The organism is Marinovum sedimenti, assembly GCF_054052205.1.
In genome coordinates this window covers 1,819,975-1,836,158 of the sequence record NZ_CM133223.1, presented here as the reverse complement: position 1 = coordinate 1,836,158, position 16,184 = coordinate 1,819,975, and the positions used below count along the sequence as shown (strand labels likewise).

The window sequence follows — 16,184 nt, the reverse complement described above, 5'->3', positions numbered from 1 at the left end:
TGGCGGGCACCCATCGGCGTGGTGGGCGCAGGCGCAATGCCGTGATCTTGGGTGTGAGGCGGGGGCGAGGAGCGCGCGTCATACGGCCGTCAGCACAGGGCCAGCACAGGGTCATTTCAAGCCGCGCCAACCACCCTCTAAACAAGCAGAAGCCGGGTCTCCCGTGAGGGAGCCCGGCTTCTCTGGGGCGAACAACCTGTGTAAATTAGGCTGTCGGCTCTCCCAGCTTTTCGTCGTCGGCCTTGTCACGCGCGGCACCTGCCACACGTTTGCCCGCGGATTTGGCGGTGTTCGCAAGCGCCTCGGTCACTGTCTGGTCGCCGGGGGCACCGCTGTCGAGATCGTTCTTGAACTCACCAGCAATCTTTTCCGCCTCGTCGCGCGCGGCACCTGCGACGGCTTGCAGCTTGCGCGTTTCTTCTTGGAACACCCGCTCGGCCTCTTCGTAAAGCCGGTCGCTGTGCTCGCCCATATAGTCGTCTTCGACCTTGGTGCGCGGCAGCATGCCGGCAATCGCGGCCCCAGCAGCAAGCGCAAGCGCGCCAACCACCAGCGGCTGACGCTGGTAAAAGCTCGACAGGGCATCGGCGCCACGGCTGGCCTGCACTTTGGCAGAGCGGTGTGCATCGATTGCACGGCGGCGTGCGGCCACAACGCGGGCACGCGCCTCTTCGGTCAGCATTTCAGTGCCTTCCGCGATCTTGTTTTGCACCTGCGCGCTGGTGTCAGCGGCACGCGAGCGAAGGTTTTCGCTGGTCTGTGCGGCGCTGTCGCGGACATTGGCCGCGGTATCGGCGATCTTGTCCTTGGCATCGTTTGCGCTGTCCGACACGCGGTCCTTCACCGAAGGATCATGGCTTTTCGGGGTGGTCTGGCCAACAGGCTGGCCGGGTCTGTGTGTGGTGTTCGACATTGCTTTATCCTCTTGAAAGATTTCGGGGTCTCGGTCCGCAATCAGCGGCGGCCCACGATATCGTCATCCCATTTCGATGCGTCTTCAGCGGCCCAGCTCGGCACACGGCGGGGTGTGGCGGGCGGAGGAGGCGTGGGGCGCGGTTCGGCCACAACGAGGCTGGTGTCTTCGCGCAGCGCCGGCAGTTGCGGCGGCGGACCGGCGAAACCGTTGCGGCGCTGGCTGAACATCATCCACCCAAGGCCAACCGCGATCAGCGTGGCAGGCACCGGGTTTTCCCGCAAGGTATACGAGAACGACTTGCCGATTTCGCCACTGTGCGCGCGCACCTCTTCGACCGCATCACCAACGATGCTTTTGACCGAAAGCTTGTCGCGCAGGGCCGAAATATTGGCGGCCAGGGCGGCACGGTGCTCGGCGTTTTCACGCTCGATTTCGTTCGGAGAGCGGGTGTTATTCGCCATTGTAAGCCTCCTTTGCAGCATAGGCATCACGCTGGACGTTGCGGGCGGTGCGTGTCGGCGCGAGGCTCGACAGTTGCAGATCGCTCAGACCTTTCATCATCATCCCGGCAGCGATGCCGCCAAAGACAAGACCAACGAGCAGAGCAGCCCAGCCAGCGTCCATGCCAGCCTCGGTCAACCCGGCGACCAGCGCGGCGGCAAGAACGTGCAGCGCAACCAGCGCGACAACAACGGCACCGACGATCAGGCCAATGGCCACACCGGCCTTGTTCAGGTTTTCCGAGATCTCGGCGCGGGCCAGATCGACCTCGCCGCGTACCAAGGATGTGACGGCGTTCAGCGTGTCAGAGACCAGCGTTGCTGTGTCCCGGTTTGGGTTTTCGTGCCTCATGACGTCCTCCGTGTGGATGCGGGGCCAGTGGTTGCTGGGCCAGTGCCGGTGTAGGCTTGGCCACCTGCGGCCATCGGCGCATCATGTGCGGCGTGCTGCGTTTGTGCAGGCTGCGACGCTTTTGCGAAACGTGTCGCGGCAAAGCCGAGCAGTGCAGCGCCACCGAGGAACAAGGCGGGGTTGCGGCGGGCCAGATCGTTGGCATCGCGTACAATGGTGCCGAGGTCTTTGTCGCGGATGGCGTCGGAGACTTCTGCGAGGCCTTCGGCGAGCTGGCCAATGGTGCGCTCTTGCGGGCTGCCCGAACGCATGTCTTTGGCGGCCGAACGCAGGGCGGTTGCGACGCCGGAAACATCGTGCGCGACGCTGTCTTTTGCGTGCTCTGCGGTGTCCTGCGCCTGTTGTGCAGCGGTTTGCGCCATATCAGTTGCGGTTTCCCGCGCCGAGTCAGCCAACGCAGCAGCATTGGATTTCAGCTTCTCTGTGCCAGAGGACGCGGTGGTCGTGGACTTCGATTTGGTGGTGGTCATGGATTAATCCTCCCTTGTGATCAGCCGATAAAGTTGATGATGGCCAGTACGACAACAACAACGCCAATGATGTAGAAAATCCCGTGCATCTCGGTACCCTTTCCCTTTGGCGACCCTGTGCCGCCTTCATCGAGTAAACGCGGACAAATCGATTTGGTTCCGTCGGTGGGAACGAGAAACAGCAAAGCGCTTGTGCAATGCGGCGCGTCTGGGCAAGGCCGAAAACGGTGCAACGCCAAGCGCCGCGCGCAGAATTTCCTGCGCGCGGCGTGGCTTTTGGCCGGTCGAACCGGGGTCAATTTTCCCGATCTTCGGCGGCTGCGATGGGCTTAGCCCGGCTGTGGGGCCGGTGTGGGCGCGCGCCGAGCGGCGCGTTTTTCCCCCAGCATCAGCATCGCCGGGGTCACGATAAGGGTCAGCAGTGTTGCCACGACAAGCCCGCCCGCAATGGCACTGGAGAGTTCGGTCCACCACTGCGTGGAGGGCGCGCCATAGACGATGTCCCTTGTAAAGAAGTTGATGTTAAGCCCGATCACCATCGGCATCAGCCCCAGCGCGGTTGTCACCGACGTCAGCACCACCGGTCTGAGACGCTGTGCTCCGGTGCGCAAGGCCGCTTCTAATGGCGCGCGTCCGGCGGCTTTCAGCTCGTTGTAGGTGTCGATCAGGACGATGTTGTTGTTCACCACAATCCCGGCAAGCGCGATCACCCCGATGCCGCCCATCACCACGCCGAAGGGCCGCCCGGTGATGATCAGCCCCAAGAGCACACCGGCCACCGAAAAGATGATTGCGCTCATGACGACGAAAGCCTGATAGAAATTGTTGAACTGCATCAGCAGGATAACAAACATCAGAAAGATCGCCGAGGCAAAGGCCCCGACAAGGAACACCATCGCTTCGGTCTGATCCTCGGCCTCACCGGCAAAGGAATAGGTCACGCCGTCGGGCAGCTCTGCCGCCTCTAGAGCTGCCGTTAAAGCAATCACCTGATCGTTGACCAAAACGCCGGGGGCGACGTTGGCCTCGACCGTCAGAACGCGCTTTTCGTCGATCCGGCGGATGGTGCCGATCCGCTCAGACGGGGAAAAGCTGACGAAGTTCGAGATCGGCACAAGGCCAGAGGTGGTGGGCACCCGAAGGTTGCCGAGCTCTGCCAACGACCGCTCCTGATAGGGGAACCGTACCCGGATATCGAGCGTGCCGTCGATGTCTTCGGGGCGATAGCTCGCGACATTGATGCCTTGGGTCAAAAGCTGAACCGCCTGCCCCAGAAGGCTGACATCGGCTCCAAAGCGCGCGGCCTCGGCGCGGTTAACGTTGATCGAAACCTCGACGCCGGGCAGGGGGCGGGTGTCGGTCACATCGGTAAAGCCGCCGATCCGCGCCATGATATCGCGCACCTGTTCGACCGCCGCCGCCTGCGCCGTGGGGTTGGAGGCGCGCAGCTGCAAGTTCACCGGTTTGCCCGCCGTCGGGCCGCCGCTTTCGGTCTGCACCTGCACGTCGATCCCGGCAATGTCAGAGACATCGGCGCGGATCTCTTCGCCGATTTTGGCAGCGGTGCGCCGGGTGTCCCAATCGGTAAGCTCAAGCTGGATTGTGCCGATTGTTTCCTCGTCACCGCCGCCCGCGCTCATGGTAGAGCGCGCGTAAACGCTTGCGATTTCGTCATAATTCAACAGCCGGTTTTCCACCAAACGCACCAGCCGATCCCGTTCATAGATTGACACGTTGTCGCGCGCGCGCACCTGCACCTGCATGAAATCAGGCTCGACCGAGGGGAAAAAGCTGACGCCCTTTCCCAGCTGACCATACAACCCGAACGCGCCGAGCAGCATGGCAACCGACAGCATCAACGTCGCGCCGGGCCGCAGGAGCGCCCATTCCAGCATCCGCACATAGCCGCCGGTAAACCCGCCCATACGGCGCGGATCACCTGTTTCGGCCTCATACAACGCGGCCTTGGCCTTGGCCGATTGCGGCTGGCGTTTGCCAATCCACCCGCCCATCACCGGGATGAAAATCAGCGCCATGAACAATGAGGCAAACAGCGTCAGGATCACCGTGATCGGCAGGAACTTCATGAATTCGCCCACCATACCGGTCCAGAACAGCAGGGGGAAAAACACGCTGAGCGTAGTCGCCGTTGAGGCGATGATCGGCCAGGCCATGCGCTTGGCACCGTAGGCATAAGCCTCGCGCGGGGTCGCGCCTTCCTGCAACTTGCGGTCGGCCAGTTCGGTGGTGACAATCGCCCCGTCAACCAGCATCCCCACCACGAGGATCAGCGAAAACAAAACCACGATATTCATGGTAAAACCCAGCATCCACAGAGCTGTAACCCCGGCCAAGAACGCGCCGGGAATGGCGAGGCCGACAAGGATCGCAGAGCGAAAGCCCAGCGTAAAGACGATCACGATCATCACCAGCATCACGGCGGCGATCACGTTGGCCTCAAGATCCGAGAGCAGCGATTTCACCTGCGCGGACTGGTCCTGAAGGAAGGTCACTTCGACCGTTTCGGGCCAATCCGCCTGCAATTCCTGCACGCGGGCCTTCACTTCGGCCACCGTCTCGATGATGTTGGCACCCGAGCGTTTCTTGACCTCAAGCGCCAACGCGGGCTGGCCGTTGATCCGGGCAAAGCCGGTCGGATCGTCAAAGGCGCGTCGGATCGTGGCGACATCGCCAAAGGTCACAACGGTGCCGTCGCGCACCTTGACCGGCATCGCCATCACATCCTCAAGCCCCTCGATCAGCCCCGGCACCTTGAGCACGATGCGCCCCGAACCGCTTTCGATCGCGCCGGCCGCAATCAGCCGGTTGTTGCGCTGGATCTGGCCGATCACCTCGTCAAACGACAGGTTATAGGTCTGAAACACCGTCGGATCGATCAGCACTTCGAGGAATTCGTCGCGTTTGCCGCCAATGTCGACCTCGAGCACGCCGCCCAATCCCTCGACCTCTTCCTGAAGGGTTTCGGCCAGTTGGTTCAGCGTGCGCTCGGGCACAGGGCCAGACAGGATCGCGGTGATGATCGGAAACAGCGCGGTGTTGATCTCGTTGATCGAGATGTCATAGGCGTCTTCGGGCAATTCGCCCGCCGCCCGGTCTGCCGCTTCGCGCACCTTGTCGAGCGCCTCTTGCGCGTCGCCGCCGGGCAGGAACTCAAGCTGCACGCTGGCAAATCCTTCTGCGGCGTGGCTCTCCATCCGGTCCAAGCCGGTGATCGAGGCGAACTCGGTCTCCAGTGGTTCGATCAGCAGGCGTTCGGCGTCTGTCGGGCTGATGCCGTCGAGGCCGGTCGAGACATAGACCAGCGGCAGGGGCACCTCGGGGTTGGCCTCTTTCGGGATCGACACATAGGCAAAGGCCCCGACCGCGAGCAGCATCACCAATGCAAGGACAACGACGCGGGTCCGCGAAAAGGCGGCGTCGATCAGGGTGTTCATTGCGCGGCCTCTGCCGTTGCGGTGCGAACATCGGCCTGGGGTCGGACGGTTTCGCCATTGTTCACATAGCCTTGGCCCACCACGATAAGCTGCGCCTCATCAGGCAGCCCGGTGACCCAGACGCCATCAATCTGCGCCCGCACAATCTCGATTGGAAAGAAGCGCACGATATTGTTGTCGTCCACAGTTTTGACGCCAATCGCGCCGTCGGTGTTGAGCGACACGATGGAGGGCGAGAGGAAATGCGCGTCGACCTGGCGCACCGGGATCTGGATTTCCGCAGAAATGCCGGCAGGGATTGCGCCATCGGTGTTGGCCACGTCGATCTCGGCCAGAAAAGTGCGGGTTTCGCTCGCGGCGGAGGTGCCGACAAAGGCCACCGACCCCTCGCGCGTTTCGCCGGTGATGAACTGCACGCGCGCGGGTTGGCCGTTTTGCAACTGGCGCAGCGATTGCTGCGGCACCTGAATGGCGATGGTCAGCGGCGTGTTGTCAACAATGCGGCCCACTTGCCCGCCCGATTGAATGTATTCCCCGGTCTCAAGGTCCAGCCCCTCGATCCGCCCGGCAAACGGCGCAACGATTGTGGTGTTGTTCAAGGCTTCCTCGGCGACGGTGATCTGGGCGCGGGCACTGGCAAGGCTGGCCTGCGCTTCAGCCACGCGATCCGCAGTTGTCACGCCACGTTCACGCAGGGCGCTGGCATTGTCGTACTCGCGTTGCGCCCGGTCCAGCTCGGCTTTGGCACGCTCAAGGTCCGCCTCGCGCTGCGAGGTTTCAAACCGGGCGATGGCGGCCCCGGCGGCCACGTCCTCGCCTTTGGACACCAGAACCTCGGCAATCTGCCCCGAGGTTTCGGCGCGGATCGGGGTGTCCCGGTCGGGCAGGGCCTGCCCTTCGGCCTGAAAGAACTGGGTCACGGGTTCGGCGGTGGAGGTCATGACCGAGACGGCCACCGGCTGCGGCGTGCCGCGTTCGAGAACCTCGGCCTCGGGTGCGGACTGCAGAACAAAGCCGCTGCCCATCCAGCCGACGATCAGCACTGTAAGGATCAACGCCACCCAGAAGGACCGCGAGGCCCCTTTGTCTGACGTGAAGTTGAGCGGTTCCGGCGTGGCCGAAGCTTGGGTATTATCTGTCATGATATCCTGACTTTCGGCGGATCACGCGCCTTTTGTGCCATTAAGGCGGGTGACGGCGTTGGCAAGCCCGTCGTCGATTGCATCATAAAAGTCCGCATAGGCGCCAAGGCGCTTGCGCACATCCGCTTCCTCTTTGGGCAGTTTTTCTAGGCTTTCGAGAATGTCATCCCGCGCCTGCCGGGTGTTGCGCCGCGCGCCTTCGAGCAGCGTGACATAGGGATTGGCCGCGAGTTCAAAGTACTCCTGTCGCTCGCCCGGCTTGGCCAGCCGCTTCACCAATCCCCGCTCTTGAAGGAGGCGCATGCTAGAGCTGACACTGCCGCGGCTCACCTGTAGCTGCTTGGCCAAGGTGCCAAACGTGATCGGCGCACCCTCAAAAACCAGCAGCCCAAAGACCCGTCCCGCAATACGCGGAAGCCCCTCGCCCTGCGCGATCAGGCCGATCTTTTCGATAAAGTCATCTTTGGTCTGGTCGAGCGTGGCCATCGAAGTCTCCGCAAGCGTGGTGTTGGCGGCCACCTTTACAGAGCTGCGTCACTTTGTTCAATCATGACTGAACAAAGTGACGCGACGTTGTGAGCCGCGATGCTCTTGGTCTATCCGACAGATGTTTACGAACCGGAAACGATAACCTCAGTGCCCCAAGTCTTGCAGGCTTCGGTCAGATCGCGGGGCAGGGGGCGGTCGGTGAAAAACGCATCGACATCGGCGAGCGAGGCGATCTTGGCCGGGGCGGTGCGGCTGAATTTGGTGTGGTCGGCCACCAGAAACGTCTTGCGCGATTGGCGCAGGATCGCCCGGCTGACGTTGACCTCTTGGATGTCGAAATCCATCATATCGCCGTCCTCGTCGAGCGCGGAACAGCCAACAACGGCAAGGTCAAATTTGAACTGGCTGATGGTGTCGGCGGCCAGATTGCCAACCAGCCCGCCATCGGCGCGGCGCAGGCTGCCGCCGGTCACGATGATATCGCAATCGGGGTTGGCGACGAGGATATTGGCGACGTTCATATTGTTGCTCACCACCATCAGCTTGCTGTGATGCAGCAATTCCTGCGCCACCGCCTCGGTCGAGGTGCCGATGTTCAGAAACAGCGAGATGTCGTGCGGAATGCGCGCGGCACAGGCCTGCGCGATCGCGGATTTCGCGGCCGCGTTCAGCGAGCGACGTTCCTCGTAACGGATATTTGTGGTACCAGACGGCAGAACAGCCCCGCCGTGCACCCGTTCAAGCCGACCCGCGTCGGCCAGATCGGACAGGTCGCGCCGGATGGTCTGAAGCGTGACACCGAAATGTTCGGCCAGCCCATCCACGGTGACTTTCCCCTCGCGGCGGGCAATTTCGAGAATTTCCGGATGCCGAAAGGTTTGCGACATATTTTCGGTTTCCTTCGCCTGCCCTGAGTGACTGCACTTTTGAGGATATACCCGCATGGTACCGCCGAATTTGCGCCGCTGACAACTGCGGAACCGGGAAATACTCACCGTTCCGCGCATTTTACCGCCCGAGGCCATAAGAAATTTCTTATGGAAAAGAGGGTATTGCGGAAAAAGGAACATAAACGAAAACAAAATGGTTGATATGCGAGCGTATTCGCGCGATAAAAACCTCGGGACACAAGGGGGGAGAATCGCGTGGCACATCGCGACGTTAACAGCGTTACAGATCTGTTTATTATTGGCGGCGGCATCAACGGATGTGGCATTGCCCGTGATGCGGCTGGGCGCGGTCTGAGTGTTCGGTTGGCCGAGATGAATGATCTGGCCTCGGCCACGTCTTCCTCCTCGACCAAGCTGTTTCATGGCGGTCTGCGCTATCTCGAATATTTCGAATTTCGGCTGGTGCGCGAGGCGCTGATCGAACGCGAAACATTGCTGCGCGCCATGCCGCATATCAGCTGGCCAATGCGCTTTATTCTCCCGTATCACAAGGACATGCGCTTCGAATCCGAAACGCCGACCTCCAAGCTTTTGAGCCTGTTCATGCCCTGGATGAAGGGCCGTCGCCCGGCCTGGCTGATCCGGCTTGGCTTGTTCATGTATGACCACCTTGGCGGTCGCAAGATCCTGCCGGGCACGTCAACTCTGTCGCTCAAGGACAGCAAAGAAGGCGCGCCGCTCGAGAAACGCTTTGAGAAGGCCTATGAGTATTCCGATTGCTGGGTCGAAGACTCCCGGCTTGTGGTGCTCAATGCCCGCGACGCCGAGGCGCGTGGTGCGCGGATCATGACCCGCACCAAGGTGCTGTCTGCCGAACGAGACGGCGATCAATGGCGCATCGAAACGAAAGATACCGAAAGCGGCGAGACGGAAACCCACTTTGCGCGGATGTTGGTGAATGCCGGCGGCCCTTGGGTGGGCGACATTATCCAAAGCAAGGTTCGGATCAATTCGCGCGAAGGCGTGCGGCTTGTCCGGGGCAGCCATATCATCCTGCCCAAGCTCTATGATCATGGCAAATGTTACTTCTTTCAGGGCACCGATGGCCGGATCATTTTCGCCATTCCGTATGAGACGGATTTCACCCTGATCGGCACCACCGACGCCGAGCACAACGACCCGTCGCAAAAGCCCGAATGCACGCCCGAAGAACGCAAATACCTGCTGAACTTCGCCAACCAATATTTCGAGCAAGAGCTGCACAACGCGGATGTTGTTTGGACCTATTCCGGTGTGCGCCCTCTGTATGACGATGGCGCATCTAGTGCCACAGCGGCAACGCGGGACTATACCTTGAAGGTGGATGCCGAGGGCGGCGCGCCGATCCTCAACATCTTTGGCGGAAAAATCACCACTTATCGACGGCTGGCCGAAAGCGCGATGGAGAAGATTGGCGAACATCTGACTGTCGCCAAAGGCCCGTGGACCGCGGGCGTGCCGATGCCGGGGGGCGATTTCCCGGTGGATGGCGTTGGCCGGCTGGTGTCGGACCTGCAATCCCGCTTTGCGTTCCTCACCGATTTCTGGGCGCTGCGCCTTGTGCGGGCCTATGGCACCGACGCGGCAGGCATCCTTGAGGGGGCCAGCTCTGCCGAAGATCTTGGCCGCGATTTCGGCGCCACGCTGAGCGAACGCGAAGTGATCTGGCTGATGACCCATGAATACGCCCGAACCGCCGAAGATGTGGTCTGGCGGCGCAACAAGCTCGGCCTTCGGCTGAGCGCGGCGCAAATCGAACAACTGAACGACTGGATGGCGACACACCGCCAATCCGCGACCGCTGCGGCGGAATAGGGAGGAGATCCGCGATGACGCTGGAACTTAAGGGCGTGTCGAAATCGGTAGAGGGGCAGACGCATATCTATCCCACCGATCTGACGCTGCAAAACGGAACGATGAACGTTTTGCTGGGGCCAACATCCTCGGGCAAGACATCGCTGATGCGGCTGATGGCAGGGCTGGATGTGCCCAACACCGGCAAGGTTTTGTGGGAAGGTCAAGACGTTACCGGGATGCGCGTCCAGGATCGCAAGGTTGCGATGGTCTATCAACAGTTCATCAACTACCCCTCGATGACCGTCTATGACAACATCGCCTCGCCGATGAAATTGATGGGCGTCGATGCCAAGGAAACCGATCGCCGGGTGCGCGAAAGCGCCGACCTGATGAAGCTTGGCCCGATGCTCGACCGCAAGCCTTTGGAACTGTCGGGCGGGCAGCAACAGCGCTGCGCCTTGGCGCGGGCCTTGGTGAAAAACGCCGGTCTTGTGTTGCTCGATGAGCCGCTGGCCAACCTCGATTACAAACTGCGCGAAGAACTGCGGGTCGAAATCCCGAAGATCTTCGAAAAATCCGGTTCAATCTTTGTCTATGCCACCACCGAACCCGAAGAGGCGCTGCTTTTGGGCGGCAACACCGCAGCCCTGTGGGAGGGTAAGGTGACGCAATTCGGGCTGACGCCGCAGGTGTACCGCCAGCCGGTCGATGCGACCACGGCGCGGGTGTTTTCCGACCCGCCTATGAACTTTCTTAAGGTGTCAAAGTCCGGCAACGCGCTGCAATTCGGCGATGGCCAATCCGCACAGGCGACGGGCCGGCTCGCGCAGCTTCCTGATGGCAACTATACTGCGGGCTTCCGCCCCAACCACCTGGAAATACAGAAGCATTCCGCAGATGCGATGCAGTTCGCGGCCAAGCTTTCGGTGACCGAACTGACCGGCTCAGAAACGTTTATCCACCTCGATCACTTCGGTGAACGCTGGGTTGGTCTGATCCACGGCGTGCACAATCTGGCCTTGGGCGAACGGCTCGATGTCTGGCTCGACCCGCGTCACGTTTATATCTTTGGCGAAGACGGCAAGCTTATCGCGCCTGCTGCCTACGCTCTGGCCGCTTGAGGAGGAGCAGACTATGGCAAAGATCACGCTCGACAATCTCGCGCATTCCTATCTGCCCAAACCGCAGACTGAGGATGATTACGCGCTGAAGGAACTGAACCACGACTGGGCGGATGGCGAGGCTTATGCGCTGCTCGGTTCGTCCGGTTGCGGCAAGTCCACGCTGCTTAACATTATTTCCGGCCTGTTGCGCCCCTCTCAGGGCCGCATTCTGTTCAATGGACAGGATGTGACCAACGCGCCGACAGCCGAGCGCAACATTGCGCAGGTGTTCCAGTTTCCGGTCGTCTACGACACGATGACGGTGCAAGACAATCTGGCGTTTCCGCTGCGCAACCGCGGCCAGGACGAGGCCTATGTCGCGCAACGCGTTCAGGAAATCGGCGCAATGATCGGCATGGAGCACATGCTCAAAAGCAAGGCACAGGGGCTGACCGCCGACGCCAAGCAAAAGATCTCTCTCGGTCGGGGGATGGTGCGCAAGGACGTGAATGCGCTGCTGTTTGATGAGCCGCTGACGGTGATCGACCCGCATATGAAGTGGGAGCTGCGGACGCAGTTGAAAAAGCTGCACCACGATTTCGGCCACACGATGATTTACGTGACCCACGACCAGACCGAGGCGCTGACTTTCGCTGACAAGGTTGTGGTGATGTATGACGGTCGCGTGGTTCAGATCGGCACGCCGGAAGAGCTGTTCCAGACGCCGGAGCACACGTTTGTCGGCTATTTCATCGGCTCGCCGGGGATGAATGTCATTCCCGCCAAGGTCGAGGGCAACATCGCGCATTTCGACGGGGCGCAGATGGTGCTGAACAGTGGTTACACCGGTCTGAACGGCAAGGTCGAAATCGGCGTGCGCCCGGAGTTCGCCCGCCTGAGCCGCACCGAGGGCCTTCCGGTCACCGTGCGACGGGTCGAGGATGTGGGTCGTCACAAATTAGTACGGGCTGAGTTCTTTGGTCAGGAGATCAACATCATAGCCGACGAAGACGACGCGATCAGCGCCGATATGAACCGCGTTACCTTTGATGCGGATCACGTCAATGTCTATGCGAACGATTGGCGGGTCGCCCCCTCGGGTGCGCAGGCCAAACCGGCGGGGGAGGCCGCGTAATGGAAAAGACAGTCAACCAAAAGGCATGGTTCCTGGTTCTGCCAGTGCTTTTGCTGGTCGCGTTTTCGGCGGTTATTCCGCTGATGACCGTGGTCAATTACTCGGTGCAGGACACGTTCGGCAACAACCAGTTTTTCTGGGCCGGCCTTGAGTGGTTCGAGGAAATGCTTGCCTCGGAACGGATGTGGGATGCGCTGGGCCGTCAGCTGATGTTCTCGGCGATCATTCTGGCCATCGAAGTGCCGCTGGGCATTTTCGTCGCGCTCAACATGCCCAAGGGCGGGTTCTGGTCGTCGTTCTGCCTCGTGCTGATGTCGCTGCCGCTGCTTATTCCTTGGAACGTGGTCGGCACCATCTGGCAGATCTTTGGCCGCGTCGATATTGGCCTCTTGGGCTATACGCTGGACGCGCTGGGCATCTCGTACAACTACACCCAAGACACGGTCGCCGCCTGGATCACCATCATCGTGATGGACGTCTGGCACTGGACCTCGCTGGTGGCTTTGCTGGCCTTTGCCGGGCTGAAATCGATCCCCGACGCCTATTATCAGGCGGCCAAGATCGACCAAGCTAGCCGCTGGAAAGTGTTCCGTTTCATTGAGTTGCCCAAGATGATGGGGGTTCTGATGATCGCGATCCTGCTGCGCTTTATGGACAGCTTCATGATCTATACCGAGCCGTTTGTTGTCACCGGCGGTGGCCCCGGCAACGCCACAACCCTGTTGTCCATCGACCTTGTCAAAATGGCGCTGGGACAATTCGATCTGGGACCAGCGGCGGCCTTCTCGCTGATGTATTTCCTGGTGATCCTGCTGGTGTCTTGGGTGTTTTACACCGTGATGACCAACCTCGAAAAACGGGAGGGCTGATCGATGGCCGATACAACTGCAACCCAAACGTCGAGCCGCTCCTTCAGCCTGCCCAAGATAAAAGGCAGCGTGGTGGTGATGACGCTTTACCTTTTGTTCATGCTTTTGCCGATCTACTGGCTGCTGAACATGAGCCTCAAAACCAACACCGAGATCCTCAATTCGTTCTCTCTCTGGCCGAGCAATTTCACCTTGGCCAACTATGAAACGATCCTGACCGATCCGGCGTGGTACATGGGCTATATCAACTCGATCATCTACGTCACGATCAATACGGTGATCAGCCTCGTGGTGGCGCTGCCTGCGGCTTATGCCTTCTCGCGCTATCACTTCATGGGCGACAAGCACCTGTTCTTCTGGCTGCTGACCAACCGTATGGCCCCGCCCGCCGTGTTCGCGTTGCCGTTCTTTCAACTCTACAGCTCGGTCGGCCTGTTCGACACGCATATCGCGGTGGCCTTGGCGCACACGCTGTTCAACGTGCCGCTGGCGGTCTGGATCCTCGAGGGCTTTATGCGCGGCGTGCCGAAAGAGATCGACGAAACGGCGTATATCGACGGCTATGGCTTTGGGAAGTTCTTTATCAAGATCTTCATGCCGCTGATCGCGTCGGGCATCGGGGTTGCAGCGTTCTTCTGCTTTATGTTCTCATGGGTTGAGCTGCTGCTGTCACGCACACTTACAACGGTTGACGCCAAGCCGATTGCCGCCATCATGACCCGAACCCAAGGGGCCGCCGGAATCGACTGGGGGGTGTTGGCCGCTGCCGGGATCCTGACCATCGTGCCGGGTGCGCTGGTGATCTACTTTGTCCGCAACTACATCGCCAAGGGCTTTGCCCTGGGTCGCGTGTAAGCCTGAATTAGGGAGGAAATCCAATGGAATGGATGGCATGGACCTGGCCGACAGCGATCTTCTTTATGGTGATTGCAAGCCTGCTGATCACCTTCACGATCCTGGCGATCAAATTCCCTGAGACGCCGCGCACCGGCGTCCTCAGGATCGAAACAACGAGGGGCGACAGGCTCTTCATCACGCTTCTCGGCTCGGCCTTTATCAATCTGGCCTGGCTTGGATTGGTCGGCGCATCCCAACCTTTTGCGCTGATCGTCTGCCTGATTTACGCCGCAGCGGTGTTCCGCTGGGTGTAAACGCAGGCAAAACGGCGACGCCCCAAAGGGCCTGAGAAACCAAACGGGCGCCGCCATCGTAGCAACCAAGTTCCTACAATTGGGAGGATCAATATGAACTTGACGTTGAGATCAACAACTTCGCTGGCAATGGCACTGTCCTTGCTTGGAAGTGCCGCTTTTGCGGACATGGAAGCGGCATCTGCCTTTCTGGACAGCGAAATCGGGGACATGTCTGCGCTAAGCCGCGCCGATCAGGAAGCCGAAATGCAGTGGTTCATCGATGCCGCGGCACCGATGTCCGGCATGGAAATCAAGGTGGTGTCGGAAACCATCACCACCCACGAATATGAATCGCAGGTCCTGGCACCCGCGTTCACCGCCATCACCGGCATCAAGATCACCCATGACTTGATCGGCGAAGGCGACGTTGTCGAAAAGCTTCAGACCCAGATGCAATCGGGCGAGAACATCTATGACGCCTACATCAACGACTCGGACCTGATTGGCACCCACTGGCGCTATCAGCAGGCGCGTAACCTGACCGACTGGATGGCCGGCGAAGGCGCGGACGTGACCAACCCCGGTCTCGACCTCGACGATTTCATCGGCACAGAGTTCACCACCGCGCCCGATGGCAAGCTCTACCAGCTGCCCGACCAGCAGTTCGCGAACCTGTACTGGTTCCGCCACGACTGGTTCAACGACGACAAGAACAAAGCCGACTTCAAAGAAGCCTTTGGCTACGATCTTGGCGTTCCGGTCAACTGGGCCGCTTACGAAGACATCGCCGAGTTCTTTACCGGTCGTGACCTGAGCCACATGGGCGTCGATGGCGACGTGTTCGGCAATATGGACTACGGCAAGAAAGACCCGAGCTTGGGCTGGCGCTACACCGACGCATGGATGTCGATGGCTGGCATGGGCGATGTGGGTGAACCCAACGGCCTGCCGGTCGATGAATGGGGCATCCGGGTGAATGAAAACTCGCAGCCCACCGGCTCTTGTGTTGCGCGTGGCGGTGCCACCAACGCGCCTGCGGCTGTTTATGCCGTGACCAAAGCCATCGAATGGCTCAACAAGTACTCGCCCCCAGCGGCGGCTGGCATGACCTTCTCCGAGGCCGGCCCGATCCCGGCGCAGGGCAATGTCGCACAGCAGATGTTCTGGTACACCGCGTTTACCGCCGCAACGGTCGAGCCTGACCTGCCGGTGATGAACGAGGACGGCACGCCGAAATGGCGTATGGCGCCGTCGCCGCATGGCGTTTACTGGAAAGATGGCCAGAAAGTCGGCTATCAGGACGTGGGTTCCTGGACGCTGATGAAATCGACCCCGGTCGACCGTGCCAAGGCCGCGTGGCTCTATGCCCAGTTCGTGACATCGAAAACCGTGGACGTGAAGAAAGCCCATGTTGGCCTGACCTTTATCCGCGAGTCGACGATCCAGCACGACAGCTTCTCCGAGCGCGCGAACAAGCTTGGCGGTCTGGTCGAGTTCTATCGCTCGCCGGCGCGGACCGCATGGTCGCCCACCGGCACCAACGTACCTGATTACCCCAAGCTGGCCCAACTGTGGTGGCAGAACATCGGCGACGCAATGTCCGGTGCGAAGACCCCGCAAGAAGCGCTTGATGGCCTGTGCGCCGATCAGGAACGCGTGATGGAACGTCTGGAACGTGCTGGTATCCAAGGCGATATCGGTCCGAAGATGAACGAAGTGATGGACCCGCAGCATTGGCTGAGCCAAGACGGTGCGCCCTACGCCAAGCTTCAGAACGAAGACGAAGAGCCAAAGACGATCGCTTATGACGAGCTGATCAAGTCCTGGCAGTAAG

16 protein-coding genes are annotated in these 16,184 nt (G+C 60.4%); 7 read left to right on the top strand and 9 right to left on the bottom strand.

The genetic code is table 11. The annotated features are described in order from the left end of the window. Positions 1 to 205: 205 nt before the first annotated feature. From ACW9UO_RS08900 to ACW9UO_RS08860, 9 genes are all read right to left on the bottom strand, one after another. Positions 206 to 913, bottom strand: coding sequence for a hypothetical protein (locus tag ACW9UO_RS08900; protein WP_457085466.1), 708 nt, complete (start codon positions 911 to 913; stop codon positions 206 to 208). 41 nt (positions 914 to 954) lie between these two features. Next, positions 955 to 1,377: a DUF3618 domain-containing protein gene (locus ACW9UO_RS08895; protein ID WP_457085465.1), complete on the bottom strand. Its 423-nt coding sequence runs from the start codon at positions 1,375 to 1,377 to the stop codon at positions 955 to 957. Next, positions 1,367 to 1,768: a phage holin family protein gene (locus ACW9UO_RS08890; RefSeq protein ID WP_457085464.1), complete on the bottom strand. Its 402-nt coding sequence runs from the start codon at positions 1,766 to 1,768 to the stop codon at positions 1,367 to 1,369. Before ACW9UO_RS08890 ends, ACW9UO_RS08895 begins: the two co-directional genes overlap by 11 nt. After that, complete coding sequence (locus tag ACW9UO_RS08885) at positions 1,765 to 2,298, bottom strand: hypothetical protein (RefSeq protein WP_457085463.1); 534 nt, start codon at positions 2,296 to 2,298, stop codon at positions 1,765 to 1,767. Before ACW9UO_RS08885 ends, ACW9UO_RS08890 begins: the two co-directional genes overlap by 4 nt. Before the next feature lie 20 nt (positions 2,299 to 2,318). Next, positions 2,319 to 2,483: a hypothetical protein gene (locus ACW9UO_RS08880; protein ID WP_457085462.1), complete on the bottom strand. Its 165-nt coding sequence runs from the start codon at positions 2,481 to 2,483 to the stop codon at positions 2,319 to 2,321. Between the two features lie 144 nt (positions 2,484 to 2,627). Beyond that, on the bottom strand, positions 2,628 to 5,753 hold the full coding sequence (locus ACW9UO_RS08875; protein WP_457085461.1) for an efflux RND transporter permease subunit: 3,126 nt from the start codon (positions 5,751 to 5,753) through the stop codon (positions 2,628 to 2,630). Next, positions 5,750 to 6,895, bottom strand: coding sequence for an efflux RND transporter periplasmic adaptor subunit (locus ACW9UO_RS08870; protein ID WP_457085460.1), 1,146 nt, complete (start codon positions 6,893 to 6,895; stop codon positions 5,750 to 5,752). Before ACW9UO_RS08870 ends, ACW9UO_RS08875 begins: the two co-directional genes overlap by 4 nt. A 21-nt stretch (positions 6,896 to 6,916) precedes the next feature. Continuing rightward, on the bottom strand, positions 6,917 to 7,381 hold the full coding sequence (locus ACW9UO_RS08865; RefSeq protein ID WP_457085459.1) for a GbsR/MarR family transcriptional regulator: 465 nt from the start codon (positions 7,379 to 7,381) through the stop codon (positions 6,917 to 6,919). Between the two features lie 125 nt (positions 7,382 to 7,506). Then, entirely contained in the window at positions 7,507 to 8,271 is a 765-nt protein-coding gene (locus tag ACW9UO_RS08860; RefSeq protein ID WP_457085458.1) for a DeoR/GlpR family DNA-binding transcription regulator, read from the bottom strand. 258 nt (positions 8,272 to 8,529) lie between these two features. On the opposite strand from ACW9UO_RS08860, the gene glpD reads away from it, so the two are divergent. The 7 genes from glpD (at position 8,530) to ACW9UO_RS08825 (ending at position 16,183) form a co-directional block, all read left to right on the top strand. Continuing rightward, positions 8,530 to 10,128, top strand: coding sequence for a glycerol-3-phosphate dehydrogenase (glpD, locus tag ACW9UO_RS08855; RefSeq protein ID WP_457085457.1), 1,599 nt, complete (start codon positions 8,530 to 8,532; stop codon positions 10,126 to 10,128). Between the two features lie 14 nt (positions 10,129 to 10,142). Continuing rightward, positions 10,143 to 11,231, top strand: coding sequence for an ABC transporter ATP-binding protein (locus ACW9UO_RS08850; RefSeq protein WP_457085456.1), 1,089 nt, complete (start codon positions 10,143 to 10,145; stop codon positions 11,229 to 11,231). A 13-nt stretch (positions 11,232 to 11,244) separates the two neighbouring features. After that, complete coding sequence (locus tag ACW9UO_RS08845; RefSeq protein ID WP_457085455.1) at positions 11,245 to 12,348, top strand: ABC transporter ATP-binding protein; 1,104 nt, start codon at positions 11,245 to 11,247, stop codon at positions 12,346 to 12,348. Continuing rightward, complete coding sequence (locus tag ACW9UO_RS08840; protein ID WP_457085454.1) at positions 12,348 to 13,217, top strand: carbohydrate ABC transporter permease; 870 nt, start codon at positions 12,348 to 12,350, stop codon at positions 13,215 to 13,217. Before ACW9UO_RS08845 ends, ACW9UO_RS08840 begins: the two co-directional genes overlap by 1 nt. Positions 13,218 to 13,220: 3 nt before the next feature. Beyond that, a complete protein-coding gene (locus ACW9UO_RS08835) occupies positions 13,221 to 14,072 on the top strand; it encodes a carbohydrate ABC transporter permease (protein ID WP_457085453.1) in 852 nt (283 codons plus the stop codon). A gap of 23 nt (positions 14,073 to 14,095) precedes the next feature. Continuing rightward, on the top strand, positions 14,096 to 14,368 hold the full coding sequence (locus tag ACW9UO_RS08830; RefSeq protein ID WP_457085452.1) for a DUF2160 domain-containing protein: 273 nt from the start codon (positions 14,096 to 14,098) through the stop codon (positions 14,366 to 14,368). A 93-nt stretch (positions 14,369 to 14,461) separates the two neighbouring features. Continuing rightward, complete coding sequence (locus ACW9UO_RS08825) at positions 14,462 to 16,183, top strand: ABC transporter substrate-binding protein (protein WP_457085451.1); 1,722 nt, start codon at positions 14,462 to 14,464, stop codon at positions 16,181 to 16,183. The last annotated feature ends 1 nt before the right edge of the window (position 16,184 follow it).

Coding starts and splice junctions, on each gene's coding strand:
- ACW9UO_RS08845 (WP_457085455.1), top strand. CDS start 11,245: ATGGCAAAGATCACGCTCGACAATCTCGCGCATTCCTATCTGCCCAAA.
- ACW9UO_RS08825 (WP_457085451.1), top strand. CDS start 14,462: ATGAACTTGACGTTGAGATCAACAACTTCGCTGGCAATGGCACTGTCC.
- ACW9UO_RS08830 (WP_457085452.1), top strand. CDS start 14,096: ATGGAATGGATGGCATGGACCTGGCCGACAGCGATCTTCTTTATGGTG.
- ACW9UO_RS08890 (WP_457085464.1), bottom strand. CDS start 1,768: ATGAGGCACGAAAACCCAAACCGGGACACAGCAACGCTGGTCTCTGAC.
- ACW9UO_RS08860 (WP_457085458.1), bottom strand. CDS start 8,271: ATGTCGCAAACCTTTCGGCATCCGGAAATTCTCGAAATTGCCCGCCGC.
- ACW9UO_RS08865 (WP_457085459.1), bottom strand. CDS start 7,381: ATGGCCACGCTCGACCAGACCAAAGATGACTTTATCGAAAAGATCGGC.
- ACW9UO_RS08900 (WP_457085466.1), bottom strand. CDS start 913: ATGTCGAACACCACACACAGACCCGGCCAGCCTGTTGGCCAGACCACC.
- ACW9UO_RS08885 (WP_457085463.1), bottom strand. CDS start 2,298: ATGACCACCACCAAATCGAAGTCCACGACCACCGCGTCCTCTGGCACA.
- ACW9UO_RS08840 (WP_457085454.1), top strand. CDS start 12,348: ATGGAAAAGACAGTCAACCAAAAGGCATGGTTCCTGGTTCTGCCAGTG.
- ACW9UO_RS08875 (WP_457085461.1), bottom strand. CDS start 5,753: ATGAACACCCTGATCGACGCCGCCTTTTCGCGGACCCGCGTCGTTGTC.
- ACW9UO_RS08895 (WP_457085465.1), bottom strand. CDS start 1,377: ATGGCGAATAACACCCGCTCTCCGAACGAAATCGAGCGTGAAAACGCC.
- ACW9UO_RS08870 (WP_457085460.1), bottom strand. CDS start 6,895: ATGACAGATAATACCCAAGCTTCGGCCACGCCGGAACCGCTCAACTTC.
- ACW9UO_RS08850 (WP_457085456.1), top strand. CDS start 10,143: ATGACGCTGGAACTTAAGGGCGTGTCGAAATCGGTAGAGGGGCAGACG.
- ACW9UO_RS08835 (WP_457085453.1), top strand. CDS start 13,221: ATGGCCGATACAACTGCAACCCAAACGTCGAGCCGCTCCTTCAGCCTG.